The organism is Hyphomonas johnsonii MHS-2, assembly GCF_000685275.1.
GTDB classification, from domain to species: Bacteria; Pseudomonadota; Alphaproteobacteria; order Caulobacterales; family Hyphomonadaceae; genus Hyphomonas; species Hyphomonas johnsonii.
In genome coordinates, this window is the sequence record NZ_ARYK01000005.1 from 121,282 (window position 1) to 137,247 (window position 15,966).

Genomic DNA, 15,966 nt, shown 5'->3' on the forward strand with positions numbered 1-15,966 from the left:
GAGGGAGAGTAAGATGGCCAGGGTTCTCGTCACGGGTGCAACGGGGTTCATCGCCGGGCACGTCATCCTTCAACTCATCGCCGCCGGGCATGAGGTCCGCGGCACGGCCCGCTCTGCCGCCAGCGGCCCAAACCTCAACGCCGTGCTCAGCAAGTATGCCGGCAAGCCGGTCTCCATCGAGCTCGTCGCCGCAAACCTCGACCGTGACGAGGGCTGGGCCGAAGCCATTTTCGGCATGGACTTTGTCCTGCATGTCGCCTCGCCCTTCCCGGCCGGCGTGCCGAAGGATCCCGACGACCTGATCCGGCCCGCCCGCGACGGCGCGTTGCGCGTCCTGAAAGCGGCGAAGGCGGCGGGCGTCAAACGCGTCGTGCTGACCTCGTCCATGGCCGCAATCGCCTATGGCTGGGGTGACCAGCGGCCGGCCCTGCTGACCGAGGAACACTGGTCGAACCCGGACAACCTGAAGGACAACACCGCCTATACGAGATCAAAGACGATCGCGGAGCGCGCCGCCTGGGACTATGTGAACGGTGAGGGCAAGGGCCTTGAACTGGCCGTGATCAATCCCGCCGCCGTTCTGGGACCGGTGATGAGTGGCGACCTGTCGGCCTCCCTCGAACTGCTGACGCAGCCCATGTCAGGCAAGATTCCTGCCGTACCGCGGATCGGCTTTGGCATTGTCGATGTCCGTGACGTCGCATCCGCCCATGTTGCCGCCATGACCGTTCCGGAAGCAGCCGGCGAGCGGTTCCTCGTCTCGCAGCCCTTCATGTGGTTTTCCGAAGTCGTCGAGATCCTGCGCGCCGAATTCCCGGCCTATCAGAAGAAGCTTCCGAAAGGCACGCTGCCGGACTTCCTGCTGAAAGGCATGGCCCTGTTCAATCCGAGCCTGAAACTGATCCTGCCGGAGCTCGGCCGCGAGCGGAACATCTCGAACGAGAAGGCCCGGCGCGTGCTCGGCTGGCAGCCGCATACGGCGGAGGAGGCCATCCTCGCGGGGGCGCACAGCCTGGTCGATGCGGGCGTCGTCTGACCGCACTGCCTCAGAAATCGTAGGCGATGCCCTTGCGTTCCCAGTCACCGTAGCGCGTCGGTTCGATCGTGCGCGGCCCACCGGATTCGTCATCTGGCAGCTTCGCCGCAGCCGCATTCGCGGCAGCACGGCGGGCATCAGCCTCTTCCAGCGCACGTTGGGCTGCGGCCGGCAGGGCCATGCGGCGCACCTTTTCCAGCGGGTCGGTCTTCCGCTGTGGTAAATTATCAGTCATGTGTGCGCCGACTCCTTAATTCATTAACGGTCACCATATATTTTGCGGTACCTGCCGTAAATGGCCGCGACGGCATGACACGTGAGAGTGGAGTATAGACCCGATGGGGACAGCGAAGACCTTCATACTGCTGGCAATGCTGACAGCACTCTTCATGGCGATCGGCTACCTGGTCGGCGGCGTGCCGGGCATGGCGATCGCTTTTGTTGTCGCCGCAGCCATGAACGTGTTCTCCTACTGGAATGCCGACAAGATCGTCCTCAGGATGCAGGGCGCGCGCGAACTGACACCGGAAACCACGACGCCGATGCTGCGCACGTTCGCCAATGATGTCGTTTCGCTGGCCGAGCGCGCCGGCCTGCCTGCGCCGCGCATCTACATCATCGAGACACCCCAGCCGAACGCCTTCGCCACCGGCCGCAACCCGGACCATGCTGCCGTTGCGGCGACAACGGGCCTGCTCGGCATGCTGACCCGCGAGGAAGTCGCTGGCGTCATGGCCCACGAACTCGCCCATGTCCGCAATCGCGACACGCTGACCATGACGGTCACGGCCACCATCGCGGGGGCAATCGGCATGCTCGCGAATTTCGCCTTCTTCTTCGGGCGCGACCGGGCCGGCCTGATCGGCTCCCTCGCCATCATGATCATCGCCCCGATCGCCGCCGGCCTCGTCCAGATGGCCATCAGCCGGTCGCGGGAATACGAAGCCGATGCCAAAGGCGCCGAAATCTGCGGCAACCCGCTCTGGCTCGCCTCCGCGCTGGAAAAGATCGAGCGCGGCTCGCGTGCCTCGGTCAACGTACAGGCCGAACGCAACCCCGCGATGGCCCACATGTACATCTCCAACCCTCTTAGTGGGCGCGGCGCCGACAATCTCTTCTCCACCCACCCGTCGACAGCGGCCCGCGTCGAAGCGCTGCGCCGGATGGCCGGCGAGCGCATGGAAGCGACTGCAGCGCCACTCGAGCCTGCCCGCCACGCGGTCGGACCGTGGGGTTGAACCGATGAGTGGCGCGGACATTCGCCGCGCAGCGGCCGACCTTCTTACCCTGACACTGGACAGCCGTCGCACGCTCGACGATGCAATGGAGACCAGCCAGGTATTCGGCAGGCTGGAAGGATCCGACCGCGGCTTTGCCCGCGCCATCGCCAGCGCCGCCCTTCGGGAACTCGGGCGCCTCGACGGCGCCCTTGCCCCCCTCCTCTCACGTCCGCTACCCGCCGTGACCGCCCCCATTCGGGCCCTGCTGCGTACCGGCGCCGCGCAGCTCTGGCTGATGGATACGCCGCCGCACGCGGCTGTCGGCGAAACCGTCGAGGCGGCGAAGTCCTGGCCCGAAGCCCGTTCCGGCGGGGCCTTCCTGAACGCGGTCCTGCGCCGGGCCGACCGCGAAAGACCCGATTTTTCACAGCAATCACCCCTGGATATCTGGCCGGACTGGCTGCGCACCTGCTTTGTCTCATCCCTTGGCAGCGAAGCCGCTGAAGCGCTGGCCAGCAGCCAGCTCACCGAACCTGTCCTCTACCTCACCGCAAAATCCGACCCCGCCGCCGTCGCGGCCGCAACCGGCGGGGATGTCATGCCCGGAGGGGCGGTAAGGGTGCCTGGAGGGGCCATAGAGGCCAAGGAAGGCTATGCGGAAGGCGACTGGTGGGTACAGGACGCTGCGGCCATGCTGCCCGCCCAGCTGCTGGCACCGGCCGCCGGTGAGGCCGTGATCGACCTCTGCGCCGCGCCGGGTGGAAAGACGCTCCAGCTCGCAGCGGCCGGCGCGCATGTCACGGCTGTCGACCGTTCCGCACCCAGGCTGCGCCTGCTGGAAGAAAACCTGGCCCGGACGGGTCTTGAAGCCCGGATCGTGTCGGCGAACGCTGAAACCTGGCGTCCCGACGCGCCGGTCAGCAAGATCCTGCTCGATGCCCCCTGTTCCGCGCTCGGAACCCTTCGGCGCCACCCTGAAGGCGCCCATATCAGGCGGGAGGCCGACATTGCCCGGTTTCCGGCCGTGCAGGCCCGTCTCCTCGCCGCAGCGACAGACATGCTCCAGCCAGGCGGTACGCTGGTCTATTGCGTGTGTACGCCGCTCCCTGCCGAAGGCAGCGAGATCGTCGACGCCGCCATCGCTGAAGGCCGTCTCGAACGGCGTCCAGTGGAGGCCCATGAGGTGCCGGGTTTTGAGGCGACGATCACGAAGGCGGGAGATTTATTGACCCTGCCCGGCCCGGGACGCGACCACGACACGTTCTACATTGCCCGCCTGCAGCGGACCGAGCTGTGATTCCCGCCCGTTTTGCGGGCAAAGCCATGGTAAACAACCCACTTGGGCCCGTGCGATCGGGCACTGCATTTGGCCGATCAGGCCATTGAAAAGTCGCAGATTACAACGAAATGAGCGCTGCAGGTTCATCTGCTATTCAGCTGAGCCGGGGCAAAACGTGCCCATACAATGTGCAAGGAGCACTGACATGAATTCGACTACCCACTTCCGCACTGTTCCTGGCCGGTACATGGCCGGTGCACTGACCGCCCTGACGCTCGCCCTCGCGGGCTGTGCCAACAATCCGGGTGTCGGAACGACCAGCACCCAGTCCGTCGGCCAGGCTGCCACGGTCTATCAGGGCACCGTCACGTCGGTTCGGGCCGTCACCATCAAGCCGGACCGGTCTATTCTCGGCGTTGCCACAGGTGCCGTACTCGGCGGTCTTGCCGGGTCTGAACTCGGCGGCGGCGACAAGGCCCAGACGGCAGGCGCCATCGGCGGCGCGGTCGCTGGCGGCGTGATCGGCAACCAGGCCGGCAAGGCGCTCGGCACCAAGCAGGGCTATGCCTACATCGTCCGCTTCAGCAATGGCGAAGTGAAGGAAATCATCCAGGGCGCCGACATCTACATCGCGCCCGGCACGTCGGTCGACATTATTGCCGGTGCTGACGGCTGGAAACTGGTTCCCCGCGGCGGCTACTGATCCGGCCTGCCTGGCAGCCGGGCAAGCCATTAAATAATAGCTAACCGACAGCCGGCTGCCTTGTGCGGCCGGCTGTTCCATTTTAGGGAGGAAGGATGAGTACGGTCTTGATTTCCCCGTCGATTCTCTCGGCCGATTTTGCGTGTCTCGGCGATGAGATCCGTGCGATCGACGCTGCGGGCGCGGACATGATCCACATTGACGTCATGGATGGCCACTTCGTGCCGAACCTGACCTTTGGGCCACCTGTGATCGAAAAACTCAGGCCACACACGAAAAAGCCCTTCGATGTGCACCTCATGATTGCGCCGGTGGATCCCTTCATTCCGGCCTTTGCGAAGGCCGGGGCCGATATCCTGACCGTGCATCCCGAAGCCGGCCCCCACCTCCACCGCACCCTCCAGGCCATCCGCGCAGCCGGCATGCGCCCCGGTGTGGCGCTCAATCCCGGCACACCCGCGGCGCTGGTCGAACCGGTCATCGACAATGTCGACCTGATCCTCGTCATGTCGGTCAATCCAGGCTTTGGCGGCCAGGCTTTCATCGAAAGCCAGCTGCGCAAGGTCGAAATCCTGCGCCGGATGATTGACCAGACCGGGCGTGACATAATCCTGGAGATTGATGGCGGCCTGAATTCAGAGACTGCGCCTCGCGCCATCTCGGCCGGGGTGACTGCGATTGTTGCCGGCTCCGCCGTTTTCAATGGTGGCGGCTCGGCCTATGGTGCCAATATTCGGGCCCTTCGGCCGGGCGTTCACGTATAGTAGCTTACAGGATGGGTCGTGCCTTGGGAGGTGGAGACAGCGAATTCCAAGCTGACCGGCGAAGATCCGTAGCTGATGACGCGGCAATCTGGCGTCGATTCCGCGGCGTTGGCGGCGAAGATGCGCGCATCGGCGCCCTGCAGCGCCTGAAGCTTGCCGGCGCTGTGCCTTCGGGCTTTTCTGTCCGTCTTCCCGATATCATTCCGCCCGACACATGGCGCGGCGAGGCGCTGATGCGCGACACGTGGCGCATCGGGATGGAGCGGCTGACCCTTCCCAAGGGCGCCGCACCCTGGACCGCTGCCCTGCCCTCGCGCCATTACGCAGACCGCCTGCACCGCTTTGACTGGCTGCCCGACCTCATTTCTCAGGGCGAGGCCGGCGAACAACGCGCTGTCGAATTCGTCGATTCCTGGATCGAGGCATTCGGTGCATTCGACGGATTTGCCTGGCGCGCCGAGCCGACAGCCTATCGTTTGTGGAACTGGATGCGCTGTTCGGACGTGCTGTTCCCGAACGGTGGCGGGTCCGAAAGAGACGCACGGATGGAAAACCTCGTGCGCCAACTGCGGTACCTGGCCGACGCGCTGGAGCATACGTCAGACCCGAAAACCCGCTGGATGGGATCCTGCGTGCTCGTGGCGCGCGCGATCTGCCTCGACGGTGGACAGAAGCTCGACGAAGCACTTGCCCGCCTCGATGGGGAATGCACCGCGCAGATCCTGCCGGATGGCGGCCATGTCAGCCGCAGCCCTGCGCGGTTGCTGTCAGCGCTCCTCAACCTCCTCACGCTGCAGGAGGTGCTGCAGCAGGCTGGCCATGTGGTTCCGGAATTCTTCGGGAAGTGGGTATCGCGCATGGGGGCGATGCTCGCCTTCTTCCAGACCGAGGACGGTGCCCTCAACACGTTCAATGATGGCGACGAGGCCCGCCCCGAAACTGTCGAAGCGGCGCTGTCCCGTCTCAGCGCGCCGCCCCGGCGGTTCACGTTCGCCCCCAAGTCAGGCTTCCAGAAACTGCAGAAGGGCGCGTTGCGGCTTGTCCTCGACTGCGGCGAGGCGCCCTTGCCGCCGTTCGGCGATTTTGCCCATGCCGGCGCCCTCGGCTTCGAACTGTCCGACGGCCCCGCCCGCATCGTCACCTCGTGCGGGTACAGCGCCGAGGTCAACGTCGACTGGCAGGCGGCTGTCCGCCGCACCGGCGCCCACTCCACGCTCGTCCTGGCCGGCCGCGACTCCTCCAGTTTCGTCATGAATGATGAAAGCCGCGTCCTGGCTGCCAGCGGTCCGGAAGGCATTTCAGCCAAGCGGCTGGAGGAATCCGACGAGATCTGGCTGGACGCCCAGCACAGCGGCTACAAGGCGCCCTGCGGCCTGCTGCACCGCCGGCGCCTGTTCATGTCCGGCGACGGCGCCCGCCTGACAGGCGAAGACTCGCTGGTCCGGCCGATTTCCCAGCCACCTTCCGACGATAACAAGTTCATCAATTTCGAGATCCGCTTCCATCTCCATCCGACGGTAACTGCCATGATGTCTCGCGATGCTATCCGACTGATCTGTGACAATGGGACTGTCTGGCGTTTCAAGACCAGCCATGAGGGTACCCGCCTCGAACGCACCGTCTATCTCGCGCGCGGGATTGTCGAACAACCCGAGCAGATCGTCATGGCCGGCTATGCAGACCCGAACGGCGACGGCAATGAGCCGCCCAATTGCGTGCGCTGGGCATTCCTGCGGGAGGCAGCGGCATGAACCCGCTCCATGCTGCCCGCCGCGCCATGGCGCTGACGCTCGGATTCGACATTGTTGCGGCCACCGCCGCGATGATCCTTGCCTCTATCCTCGTCTGGTCGTCCGACAAGGTGGTCGGGGCATTGTCTCTGGACGCAATGATCGTCAGCACGACGTGTTTCGTGGTCGCGGTCGGCGCCGGATTCGTTATCCGCGGCGTGCAGAAGCAGGTCTGGCGCCACATGGGCTGGCCGGATGCCGTGATGATCGTCCAGGCGATCGGATTGTCGACCCTGATCTACCTGCCGGTCATGCTGTTGCTGAGCAGTCGGCTCGTGGCGCCCTGGGCAACCCTTCTCGTCGCACTCGTCCTGTTGACGGTCTTCCTGTTCTCGGGACGCATGCTGGCGTTGTCGCGATCGACACGCATGCCGCTGCAGATATTCAGCCCGGTTGCCCGGGCCGGCCAGCCGGTCCTCCTGGTCGGGGATGTCGACAGTTGCGTGAACGTGCTTCGCCGGCTGCAGGGCTCACCGCAGGGCGGCAAGGTCCGCGTACTCGGCGTGGTCGAAATGCGTGGCAAGGATCCCGGCCGGGCCATTCGTGGCGTGCCGATCATGGGCTGCCTGAGCGATCTCGGCACGGTGATCGATGTGATGAAGGTGCGCTACGGACAAACGCCCTGGGTCGCGGTAACCGGGGTCGCGCGCGAGCGCGACGGCATGTTGCAGGTCCTGGCCGTTGCCTCGACCCACGGCGCCGAGATCATGGCGCTCGGCAGCGACGAGGCCGCGCAGGTGCTCGAGCCCGTGCACCCTGCAGACCTGCTCTCCCGGCCGGAACGCCAGCTCGACATCACGCCAGTGCGCAGCATCGTGGAAGGTGCCAAAGTGCTGGTCACCGGTGGCGGCGGCACGATCGGCTCGGAACTGGCGCGCCAGGTCGCGGCCCTGTCTCCTGCCTGTCTCACCGTGCTCGACGCGTCGGAATTCAATCTCTACAGCATCGACATGTCCCTTGCGGCCGAGGCGCCTGGCGTTGAGGTCGTGACCCGGCTGGGCGACGTCCGCGATACGGCGCGTCTGACAGATGTCTTCCAGCGCGCCCAGCCGGATCTCGTGATCCACGCGGCCGCGCTGAAACATGTTCCCCTGATGGAACACAATCTCTGCGAAGCGATCCTCACCAATGTCGCCGGCGCCGTGAGTGCCGCGCGCGCCGCGGTCTCCGTCGGGGCCAAACGCTTCGTGTTCATTTCAACCGACAAGGCCGTTGATCCCGACAATGTCATGGGCGCAACCAAGCGGCTCGCGGAAATCGCGGTGTCGCGCATCGCGGCAGAATCGAACATGTCCGCATCCATGGTCCGGTTCGGGAACGTGCTTGGATCGTCGGGCTCGGTCGTGCCGCTGTTCGAGCGTCAAATTGCCGCCGGCGGGCCGATCACGCTGACCGATCCGGGGGTCACGCGGTTCTTCATGACCGTTGAGGAAGCCTCTTCCCTCGTGCTGCAGGCCGCCGCACTCGGTGGCGGGCAAGGCACGTCCGACCTGTTCGTTCTGGACATGGGCGAACCGATCCCGATCCTGCAACTGGCCGAGACGATGATCCGCCTCAAGGGCTGTGTCCCGGGAGTCGACATCGAGATCGTGACTATGGGCCTGCGCGACGGTGAAAAGATGCACGAAGTGCTGACCTATGACCACGAACAGATCAGCCCGACCCGCGTCGACGGGATCAACCGGGTCGCATCGGTCAATGGCCATGGCGAACTGTTCGACAAGCAGCTGTTGGCCCTGATCGAGGCTGCCAGCCGTCGCGACCGCTCCGAAGCCCTGCGCCTGCTCGGTATCCTGGTGCCGGAATACGGTGCCAATCGCGCAGAACGACTTCAACGCCACAGCGCTTGACGCTCTGGCCGGTCGTGCTACCCCGCGCGGACTGATTCAGCCGCCAGAGGAAACACCATGTCCGACCCAAACAGCGGATCCGCCATTCGCGTCCGCAGAGCCCTGCTTTCGGTTTCGGACAAGTCAGGCCTCGTCGACCAGGCCCGCAAACTCGCCGCAATGGGCGTCGAACTGGTGTCTACGGGCGGCACGTCGAAACTGCTGAAAGAGGCAGGCCTTGCGGTAAAGGACGTCGCCGACCTTACCGGCTTCCCGGAAATGATGGACGGGCGCGTCAAGACGCTTCACCCGGCCGTGCATGGCGGCCTGCTCTACCTGCGCGACAACCCGTCCCACGTGAAGGATGCCGAGACCCACGGCATCGGCGCCATCGACCTCATCTACGTCAATCTCTACCCGTTCGAGGCGACCGTCGCTTCCGGCGCGGATTTCGAGACCTGCATCGAGAATATCGACATTGGCGGCCCGGCCATGCTGCGCGCCGCCGCCAAGAACGGTGCCTTCGTGGCCGTCTGCACCGATGGCGGCGATGTCGACGCGGTGATCGCTGACATGGAAGCCAATGACGGCCAGGTGCCTGTCTCGCTCTGCCGCAAGCTGGCGGCCAAGACCTATGCCCGCACCGCCGCCTATGACGCCGCCATCTCCGGGTGGTATGCCGACCAGCTTGGCGAGAGCGCGCCCGACTGGGCTGCGATCGGCGGCAAGCTGCAGGAAGCCCTGCGCTATGGTGAGAACCCGCACCAGAAGGCCGCCTTCTACGTCACCGGCGCAACGCGCCCCGGCGTCGCCACAGCGAAACAACTTCAAGGCAAGGCGCTCTCCTACAACAATATCAATGATACGGATGCGGCCTACGAACTGATCGGCGAACTGGGCGCGGAAACGCCGACCGTTGCCATCATCAAGCACGCCAATCCGTGCGGTGTCGCGCAGGGCAAGACCATCATCGAGGCCTATCGCGCTGCCCTCGCCTGCGATTCAACATCAGCCTTTGGCGGCATCGTTGCCCTCAACCGCCCACTGGACGAGACGACGGCGAAAGAGATTTCCCAGGTCTTCACGGAAGTGGTCATCGCCCCCGGCGCCGATGCGGCCGCCGAAGCGGTCTTCGCGAAGAAGAAAAATCTCCGCCTCCTGATCACCGAAGGCCTGCCGGATCCGGCCGCACCGGGCCATTTCGTCAAGACGGTGGCAGGTGGCTTCCTGATGCAGGACCGTGACTTCGGCCGCATCACCCGGGCCGACCTGAAAGTGGTGACGAAGATTGCCCCGACCGAGCAGCAACTCGATGACCTGCTCTTCGCCTGGCGCGTCGCCAAGCACGTCAAGTCGAACACGATTGTCTATGCCAAGGACGGCGCCACGGTGGGTGTCGGCGCTGGCCAGATGAGCCGCATCGACTCCGCCCGCATCGCCGCGCGCAAGGCCGAGGATGCCGCCGAAGTCGCTGGCTGGCCGGAGCCGAGGACGAAGGGTTGCGTCGCCGCGTCAGACGCCTTCTTCCCCTTCGCCGACGGCTTGCTGCAGGCCGCTTCGGCTGGCGCGGTTGCCGTCATCCAGCCCGGCGGGTCGATCCGCGACGACGAAGTGATCGCCGCCGCGGATGAAGCCGGCCTTGCCATGGTGTTCACCGGCATGCGCCACTTCCGGCACTAGGCCCGCCTCTCTCAGATAGACAGGACGATCTTGCCGAAATGCTTTTGCGAAGCCTGATGGGCGAACGCATCTGCAATCTTGTCGAGCGGGAATGTCTGGTCCAGCACCGGCTTGATGCCATTGGCCTCGATCGCCGCAATCATGTCTTCCTGCATGCTTGCGGATCCGACCGTGATGCCTGACAGCGTGATGTTCATCGAGAACAGCGCCGCTGTCGGCACCTCTCCCGAAACGCCGGTCAGCACACCGATCAGCGAGATGTGCCCGCCCATCCTGCTTGCGGCGATCGACTGGGCAAGTGTCCCCGGTCCGCCGATTTCGACCACTTCGTCAACGCCGCGCCCGCCAGTCAGGGCCTTGGCTTTCTTGCCCCAGTCAGGCGTCGTCTTGTAATTGATCAGGTGGTCCGCGCCGAGCGCCTTCATGCGTTCGAGCTTTTCATCCGACGAGGAGGTCGAGATCACCCGCGCGCCGGCCGCCTTGGCAAATTGCAGCGCGAAGACCGACACGCCGCCCGTGCCCTGTGTCAGCACCCAATCGCCGGGCTTGATTCGGGCTTCCACCATCAGCGCCCGCCAGGCTGTCAGCGCGGCGCAGGGCAGCGTGGCGGCCTCCTCGAAGGAATAGCCTTCCGGCATCCGCGTGAACGCCGTCTCGGGCGCCGCGACGAGTTCGGCGGCAAAGCCGTCCGCCCCGTCTCCGGGCACGCTGGAGAAGCCTGCCATCTGCGGTGCGCCGGCATGCCAGTTCGGAAAGAACAGGCCCAGAACCTTGTCGCCTGGTTTGAACCGCGATGCCCCTTCGCCGACAGACACCACTTCGCAGGCCCCGTCCGACATCGGGATCCGCCCGTCCGGCGTGGGGATTCCCCCCATGACGACGACGAAGTCATGATAATTGAGACTGCTTGCCTTGACGCGAACGAGAATTTCACCCCGTCCGGGTTTCGGGTCCGGGCGCTCTTCGATCACCAGGTTTCCGGGACCTCCGGGCTTTTTGACGGCGGCTACTTTCATGGGGTGCTTCCTCTTCGCTTTCACCGAACGTGGGTTGGCGACGTTAGGGAAGTCAAGCAGATCAGTCGGGTTCCGCGACAAGACTCACGGTGTAGCAGAACCGCCCCGCCTCGGGACGCGGCGTCGCCAGGTCGATATAGTCAGCGCCCGAGCCATGATACGCCATCCCGGAGGTGCGGCCCGCGGGCCGGGCGAAAACCGCACAGATCTGGGCTTTCCGGTCGTTAATGGGCACAATCTCGAACGCCTCGCCTGAAATCGGATCGTCCTGCCATTGCGCATTGCGACACCCTGCGGCAAGCCGCGCCGGCGAACCTGAATCCTCGATCGCTATCCGGACGCTCTGCATGTCTTCCGGCAGGAGGCCAATCCCGCGGTGATAGCAGTTGAGCGCGTTGGCAGTCACTGCCAGCGCCTGAAGGCGCGCTGCGTCCTGGTTTTCCTGCCGCGCTGCTCCCGGACCGCCAATGATCGCGAGCCCCGCAACAATGGCGGCACCGGCCACCCCGACAAGCGCGATGGCCAGCCAGTCTCCGGATTCACTGGGAGTCCACATCGCCCTTGTCTCCCTTTTCTGCATTGCCGATGAAATAGGTGAAGATCGCCCCTGCGATCACGGCCACCACAAGGGATTTGAGGACAAACCGCACGGTCAGGTCTCCACCGAGGAAATTGTAGACTAGCGACATGCCGTCCCCAACCAGCGTACAGCCGGCGATGACGAGGCTGATATAGGTCAGCCATTTGCGAATGCGTGACCGCTGCATTTGCGGGTTCCGGCGCCGCGCGCCGCGCAGGATGTAACCCAGCCAGAGGAAGATCGGTGTCGCCACCAACAGGCCCGACACGCCGCTGCGAACCTGCGATTTCAGCCTCAGCACACGATAGTCGTTCGGGTTTGCCTTGTCCGGAAAGGCATACTCGATCAGCGCGAACAGCAGCGAGCCGAGGCTGTAGGACACAATGCCCAGCAGGATGAAGAACAGAAGGTAGAAGAAGGCTTCGCGGGCTGAAAGGTAAGGCTGCGGGCGGGGCACGGCGACCGGGAAGACCACATCGGAAAACGTTTCCAGCGCCGCGTCAACTTCGCCCTTGCGCCAGCCGGCCTTGGCCAGTGCGTCAACGATGGCGGTGCGCGACTGCCCTCGTTCGAGGCTCTCCTTGACGAATTCCACGAGTGTCTTGTCGGCCATCGCGTCCTCACTCCCCTGTTCCGGCAGTCAGTCTATCCCGTCTCCCAGTCCGTCACCAGTCGGATCATATGCCGGCGCGTTGCAGCAGGCGCTGGAAGCCTTCCCAGAACTCGGCACGCCGATCATCGGTTTCCATCAGGATTTCGTGCAAGGCCCCCTCGACGGTGACATGTTCACAGTCGGGCAGGCGTTTGCAGATGGCTTCATGCGACGCATTGTCGACCAGCTTCTCCTCGCTGGCCGATGCCACGAAGACCGGGATGGTCACATGCTTCAGGGCCTTTGCCTTGCCGAAGGTGGACAGGATGTTCATCGATGCGCCCAGCCAGCCCCAGGTCACCGGCCCGAGCTCCAGTTCCGGCGCGGCGTCGCACAGGTCGCGCTGCATCTGCCAGCGGCGCTTGTCGTGCGTCACGATATTGGTCTCGAACGTCTCCGGCGGGCCCGGCTGCTGGGCGTAATCGTCTGATCGGCCCGTCGCCCGCATCGCCCAGACGAGATAGTTCATGCCGAAGAACTTGGATTTCAGCCCCCACATCGGCGCCGAAAAGGCGGCGGCCTCCACCTTGACGAGATTCTGCGCGATGGCCGCCAGCGCAATCGCGCCGCCCATCGAGTGAGCCAGCGACACGTAGGGGCGCGGCAGGCGGTCATCGAGTTTCTCGAGCCCCCTCGCGAGCGCGCCCATGAAGGTCTCGAACCGGTCGATATGCCCCTTTTTCGTATCATCGAGCAGGCGATCCGACAGGCCCTGTCCCGGCCAGTCGATGATCACGACAGCAAAGCCCATGACCTGCAGCTCGCGCCCGACCTCGAAATACTTCTCGATGAACTCGGTCCGCCCGGGACACACGATCGCCGTGCCGCGCGGGTTCTTGTCGGTCAGGGCCGGGGCGACACAGGCGCGCAGTGATCGGCCGCCACTGCCCTTGAACCAGACGATCTCAGCGCCGTCCGGCGGCGGGTTGCCGGGAACGGTCACGAAGTCCTGCCGGTATTCGGCTTCGGGCGGCGCAATCTGGTCTGTCATGAGAAAAAAGCCGCCCACAGGTTTCCCCGGGGCGGCCCCTTCATAGCTGGAAAGCCGTCACGGGCCTTACGAGAATTTCTTCATCAGGTTCTGCAGCTGCATGGCAACGGACATGTCGCCCTCAACCTTCAGTTTACCCTGCATGAAGGCCATTGTCGGGTCCATTTCGCCGCCGGAAATCTTCTTGAAATCGTCCCAGTCGACCTTGATCGTCGCATCGGCTGCGCCGTCGGAATTGTCGACCTTGCCAGCAGCGCCATCGATGAACAGCTTGCCGATGCTGCCAAAATCAAACTTCACCTTTTTCGTGAAATCGCCGCCGGGCTGGACAGCGGATGATGCTTTTGCCGTGAGTTCTGTGAGATCCATATCGAGCTCCTCTTTGGAATGGGTCTTGCGGGGATAAAGCAGAGGGATGCAGGGGAACGCAAGTAAAGATTGAAGCGCGCCCGAATCGTTCAGGCCAGCCACGTTCGCCCGTCCGGTGCGGTTTCAGGCCTCGAAAATGGTCTCGAACCCGCCAAAGATCATGCGCTGGCCGTCAAACGGGACGTCATCCGGCGTCCCCATCTCCTGCATCACCGCCTCCATGCCCGTGTCGCGGGCTTCCTTCGACGGCCAGGTGATCCACGAGAAGACCACGGTCTCATCCGGCTTCAGTTTCACCGCCATCGGGAAGGAGGTGACCTTGCCATCGGGCACATCGCTTCCCCAGTTTTCCACGACGCTGAGCGCGCCATGTTTCTTGAACAGCACCGCGGTCTCGCGTGCGACCTCCAAATAGCGATCCTTGCGAGCGGTCTGCACCGCGATCAGGAATCCATCCACATACGTCATATTCGCCTTCCTTTCCTATCCTGCAAAAGCGGCCTCTATCACCGCGCTATCGAATTATATCATTCCCCTTCACGCCCCGCCTCCGCGCCGCTTTCATGCCAGACGAAAGGTGCGCCCTCTGGCGCGGCGATCATTCCGGCGCCGCTTGTTTCATCGCCGCCTGCAGGGCTTCGTTCGTGCGCGGCGCATTCTCGCCCGGTGTCGCAATCGACCAGCGGTGGCCAAACGGGTCTTCAACCATGCCGTAGAGGTCGCCCCAGAACTGGCGTTCCACCGGCATGACAAGCGTCGCCCCGGCCTTCACCGCCCTATCGGTCACACCTTGGGCATCGGTCACGCTCAGATGGATGGTGACGGGTGTCCCGCCGATGGATTTGGGGCCAAGGCAGCTCTGCTCCGGGAACTCGTCCACCAGCATGACCATCTGGCCATTGATGGCGACCGAGGCGTGGTAGAGGCGCCCATCAGGCGTCGGCAGGCGGATCATCTCGGTGGCGCCAAATGCACGCGCGTAGAAGGCGATGGCATCGGCCGCGCCGGCGCAGACAAGGTGCGGCACGACTTCATGGCCGTCGCCGGGATTGGCTGGCGCGACGCGCGCCTCTGTTTCCCGTGGCAGGCTTTTCGCGAGTTCCTCCAGCTGGTCGGCCGCTTTGCCCCAGCCTTCATGGAAGCCCATCTCCTCGTGCATCTTCTTGTCCTCGGCATTCCAGTGGCGAGCCACCGCGCGGTACAGCGTCGTGCCGTCGCCAAGGTCCTTGAAGGTAATGATCGAGGTCATGAACGGTTTCTCGGACGGCACCCAGCCGCCGACAAAAGCATCCGTCCCGACAATTCGCTTGTCCGGCACGACTTCCAGATACTGGCCGCGAACGTGATTCACTTCGCCGTCCGGTCCTTCCATTCGGTGGTAGCTCGCGCCACCAGGACGCAGGTCGAGCCTGGCTTCGGTCACCCTCCACGGCTTTGGGCAAAACCACTGCCTCACGAGCGTCGGCTCGGTGTAGCAGCGGTAGAGTGCATCCGCACCCGCGACTATCGTCCGCTCAAGGACAAGGTCAAGTGCGTGGGGCGTTTCGGGGGCAGTCGGATCAGCCATGATTGTCTCCTTTGCTGACGGGGTATGACGGGCCGGTCTCCGGATCAGTCGGGAATGTCAGGCTCCACCAGCCGGGCGAGGTTGAGCAGGGAGTCCTGCCAGCCGAGATAGCAACCCTCGGCCGGGATCTCATCAGGGATGCCTTCCTGAACCACGGAAATCTCGGTGCCGACCGACACGGCCTTCAGGTCTATGGTGGTCATCGTCTCGCCGGGCAGGTTCGGATCGTCGAACGTGGCCTTGTGTCTGATTCGCGCGCCGGGCTTCAGCTCGATATACTCACCGCCAAAGCCGTGGGTGTGCCCGCTGGTGAAATTGGTGAACGCCATGCGGTACGTTCCGCCGACTGTCGGATCCATGGAATGCACCTTCGCCGTAAATCCGTTCGGCGGCAGCCACTGCGCGTACGCGTCGGGATCGAGGAAGGCACGGTAGATTTTCTCGGGCGTCGCTGTCAGCACGCGATGCAGGCGGACGGTACTCGGCATGA

General features: G+C 64.3%; 17 protein-coding genes. 8 read left to right on the plus strand and 9 right to left on the minus strand.

Annotation, left to right across the window (positions count from 1 at the left end):
* Positions 1–13: 13 nt before the first annotated feature.
* On the plus strand, positions 14–1,036 hold the full coding sequence (locus HJO_RS11230; RefSeq protein WP_035616951.1) for an SDR family oxidoreductase: 1,023 nt from the start codon (positions 14–16) through the stop codon (positions 1,034–1,036).
* 10 nt (positions 1,037–1,046) lie between these two features.
* On the opposite strand, the gene HJO_RS11235 is transcribed toward HJO_RS11230, so the two are convergent.
* Positions 1,047–1,271 (minus strand): DUF1674 domain-containing protein, encoded by a 225-nt coding sequence (locus HJO_RS11235; RefSeq protein WP_035616953.1) that lies wholly within the window; start codon positions 1,269–1,271, stop codon positions 1,047–1,049.
* 103 nt (positions 1,272–1,374) lie between these two features.
* On the opposite strand from HJO_RS11235, the gene htpX reads away from it, so the two are divergent.
* From htpX to purH, 7 genes are all read left to right on the plus strand, one after another.
* A complete protein-coding gene (gene htpX / locus HJO_RS11240; RefSeq protein WP_035616954.1) occupies positions 1,375–2,274 on the plus strand; it encodes a zinc metalloprotease HtpX in 900 nt (299 codons plus the stop codon).
* A 4-nt stretch (positions 2,275–2,278) separates the two neighbouring features.
* Positions 2,279–3,553 (plus strand): RsmB/NOP family class I SAM-dependent RNA methyltransferase, encoded by a 1,275-nt coding sequence (locus tag HJO_RS11245; RefSeq protein WP_035616956.1) that lies wholly within the window; start codon positions 2,279–2,281, stop codon positions 3,551–3,553.
* 187 nt (positions 3,554–3,740) lie between these two features.
* Positions 3,741–4,238: an outer membrane lipoprotein gene (locus HJO_RS11250; protein WP_035616958.1), complete on the plus strand. Its 498-nt coding sequence runs from the start codon at positions 3,741–3,743 to the stop codon at positions 4,236–4,238.
* Between the two features lie 95 nt (positions 4,239–4,333).
* Positions 4,334–5,002, plus strand: a complete 669-nt coding sequence (rpe, locus tag HJO_RS11255; protein WP_035616959.1) for a ribulose-phosphate 3-epimerase — start codon at positions 4,334–4,336, stop codon at positions 5,000–5,002.
* 23 nt (positions 5,003–5,025) lie between these two features.
* Positions 5,026–6,753 (plus strand): heparinase II/III family protein, encoded by a 1,728-nt coding sequence (locus HJO_RS11260; protein ID WP_156945599.1) that lies wholly within the window; start codon positions 5,026–5,028, stop codon positions 6,751–6,753.
* Positions 6,750–8,642: a polysaccharide biosynthesis protein gene (locus HJO_RS11265; RefSeq protein WP_051618531.1), complete on the plus strand. Its 1,893-nt coding sequence runs from the start codon at positions 6,750–6,752 to the stop codon at positions 8,640–8,642. Before HJO_RS11260 ends, HJO_RS11265 begins: the two co-directional genes overlap by 4 nt.
* Before the next feature lie 57 nt (positions 8,643–8,699).
* Entirely contained in the window at positions 8,700–10,301 is a 1,602-nt protein-coding gene (gene purH / locus HJO_RS11270; RefSeq protein WP_035616961.1) for a bifunctional phosphoribosylaminoimidazolecarboxamide formyltransferase/IMP cyclohydrolase, read from the plus strand.
* Between the two features lie 11 nt (positions 10,302–10,312).
* Here the strand turns inward: purH and HJO_RS11275 are convergent, their stop codons facing one another.
* The 8 genes from HJO_RS11275 to HJO_RS11310 form a co-directional block, all read right to left on the minus strand.
* On the minus strand, positions 10,313–11,317 hold the full coding sequence (locus HJO_RS11275) for a zinc-dependent alcohol dehydrogenase family protein (protein WP_035616962.1): 1,005 nt from the start codon (positions 11,315–11,317) through the stop codon (positions 10,313–10,315).
* A 61-nt stretch (positions 11,318–11,378) separates the two neighbouring features.
* Complete coding sequence (locus tag HJO_RS11280) at positions 11,379–11,873, minus strand: hypothetical protein (RefSeq protein ID WP_035616963.1); 495 nt, start codon at positions 11,871–11,873, stop codon at positions 11,379–11,381.
* Positions 11,857–12,510, minus strand: a complete 654-nt coding sequence (locus tag HJO_RS11285) for a DUF5671 domain-containing protein (RefSeq protein WP_035616964.1) — start codon at positions 12,508–12,510, stop codon at positions 11,857–11,859. Before HJO_RS11285 ends, HJO_RS11280 begins: the two co-directional genes overlap by 17 nt.
* A 64-nt stretch (positions 12,511–12,574) precedes the next feature.
* Positions 12,575–13,540: an alpha/beta fold hydrolase gene (locus HJO_RS11290; RefSeq protein ID WP_051618549.1), complete on the minus strand. Its 966-nt coding sequence runs from the start codon at positions 13,538–13,540 to the stop codon at positions 12,575–12,577.
* A 66-nt stretch (positions 13,541–13,606) separates the two neighbouring features.
* Positions 13,607–13,909, minus strand: coding sequence for an SCP2 sterol-binding domain-containing protein (locus tag HJO_RS11295; RefSeq protein WP_035616966.1), 303 nt, complete (start codon positions 13,907–13,909; stop codon positions 13,607–13,609).
* Between the two features lie 123 nt (positions 13,910–14,032).
* Positions 14,033–14,377, minus strand: a complete 345-nt coding sequence (locus HJO_RS11300) for a DUF1428 domain-containing protein (RefSeq protein WP_035616967.1) — start codon at positions 14,375–14,377, stop codon at positions 14,033–14,035.
* Between the two features lie 130 nt (positions 14,378–14,507).
* Positions 14,508–15,476: an SRPBCC domain-containing protein gene (locus HJO_RS18700; RefSeq protein WP_241764732.1), complete on the minus strand. Its 969-nt coding sequence runs from the start codon at positions 15,474–15,476 to the stop codon at positions 14,508–14,510.
* A 44-nt stretch (positions 15,477–15,520) separates the two neighbouring features.
* Positions 15,521–15,964 carry an SRPBCC family protein gene (locus HJO_RS11310; RefSeq protein ID WP_035616968.1) on the minus strand — a complete coding sequence of 148 codons (444 nt, stop codon included), beginning with the start codon at positions 15,962–15,964 and terminating at the stop codon, positions 15,521–15,523.
* Positions 15,965–15,966: the final 2 nt, after the last annotated feature.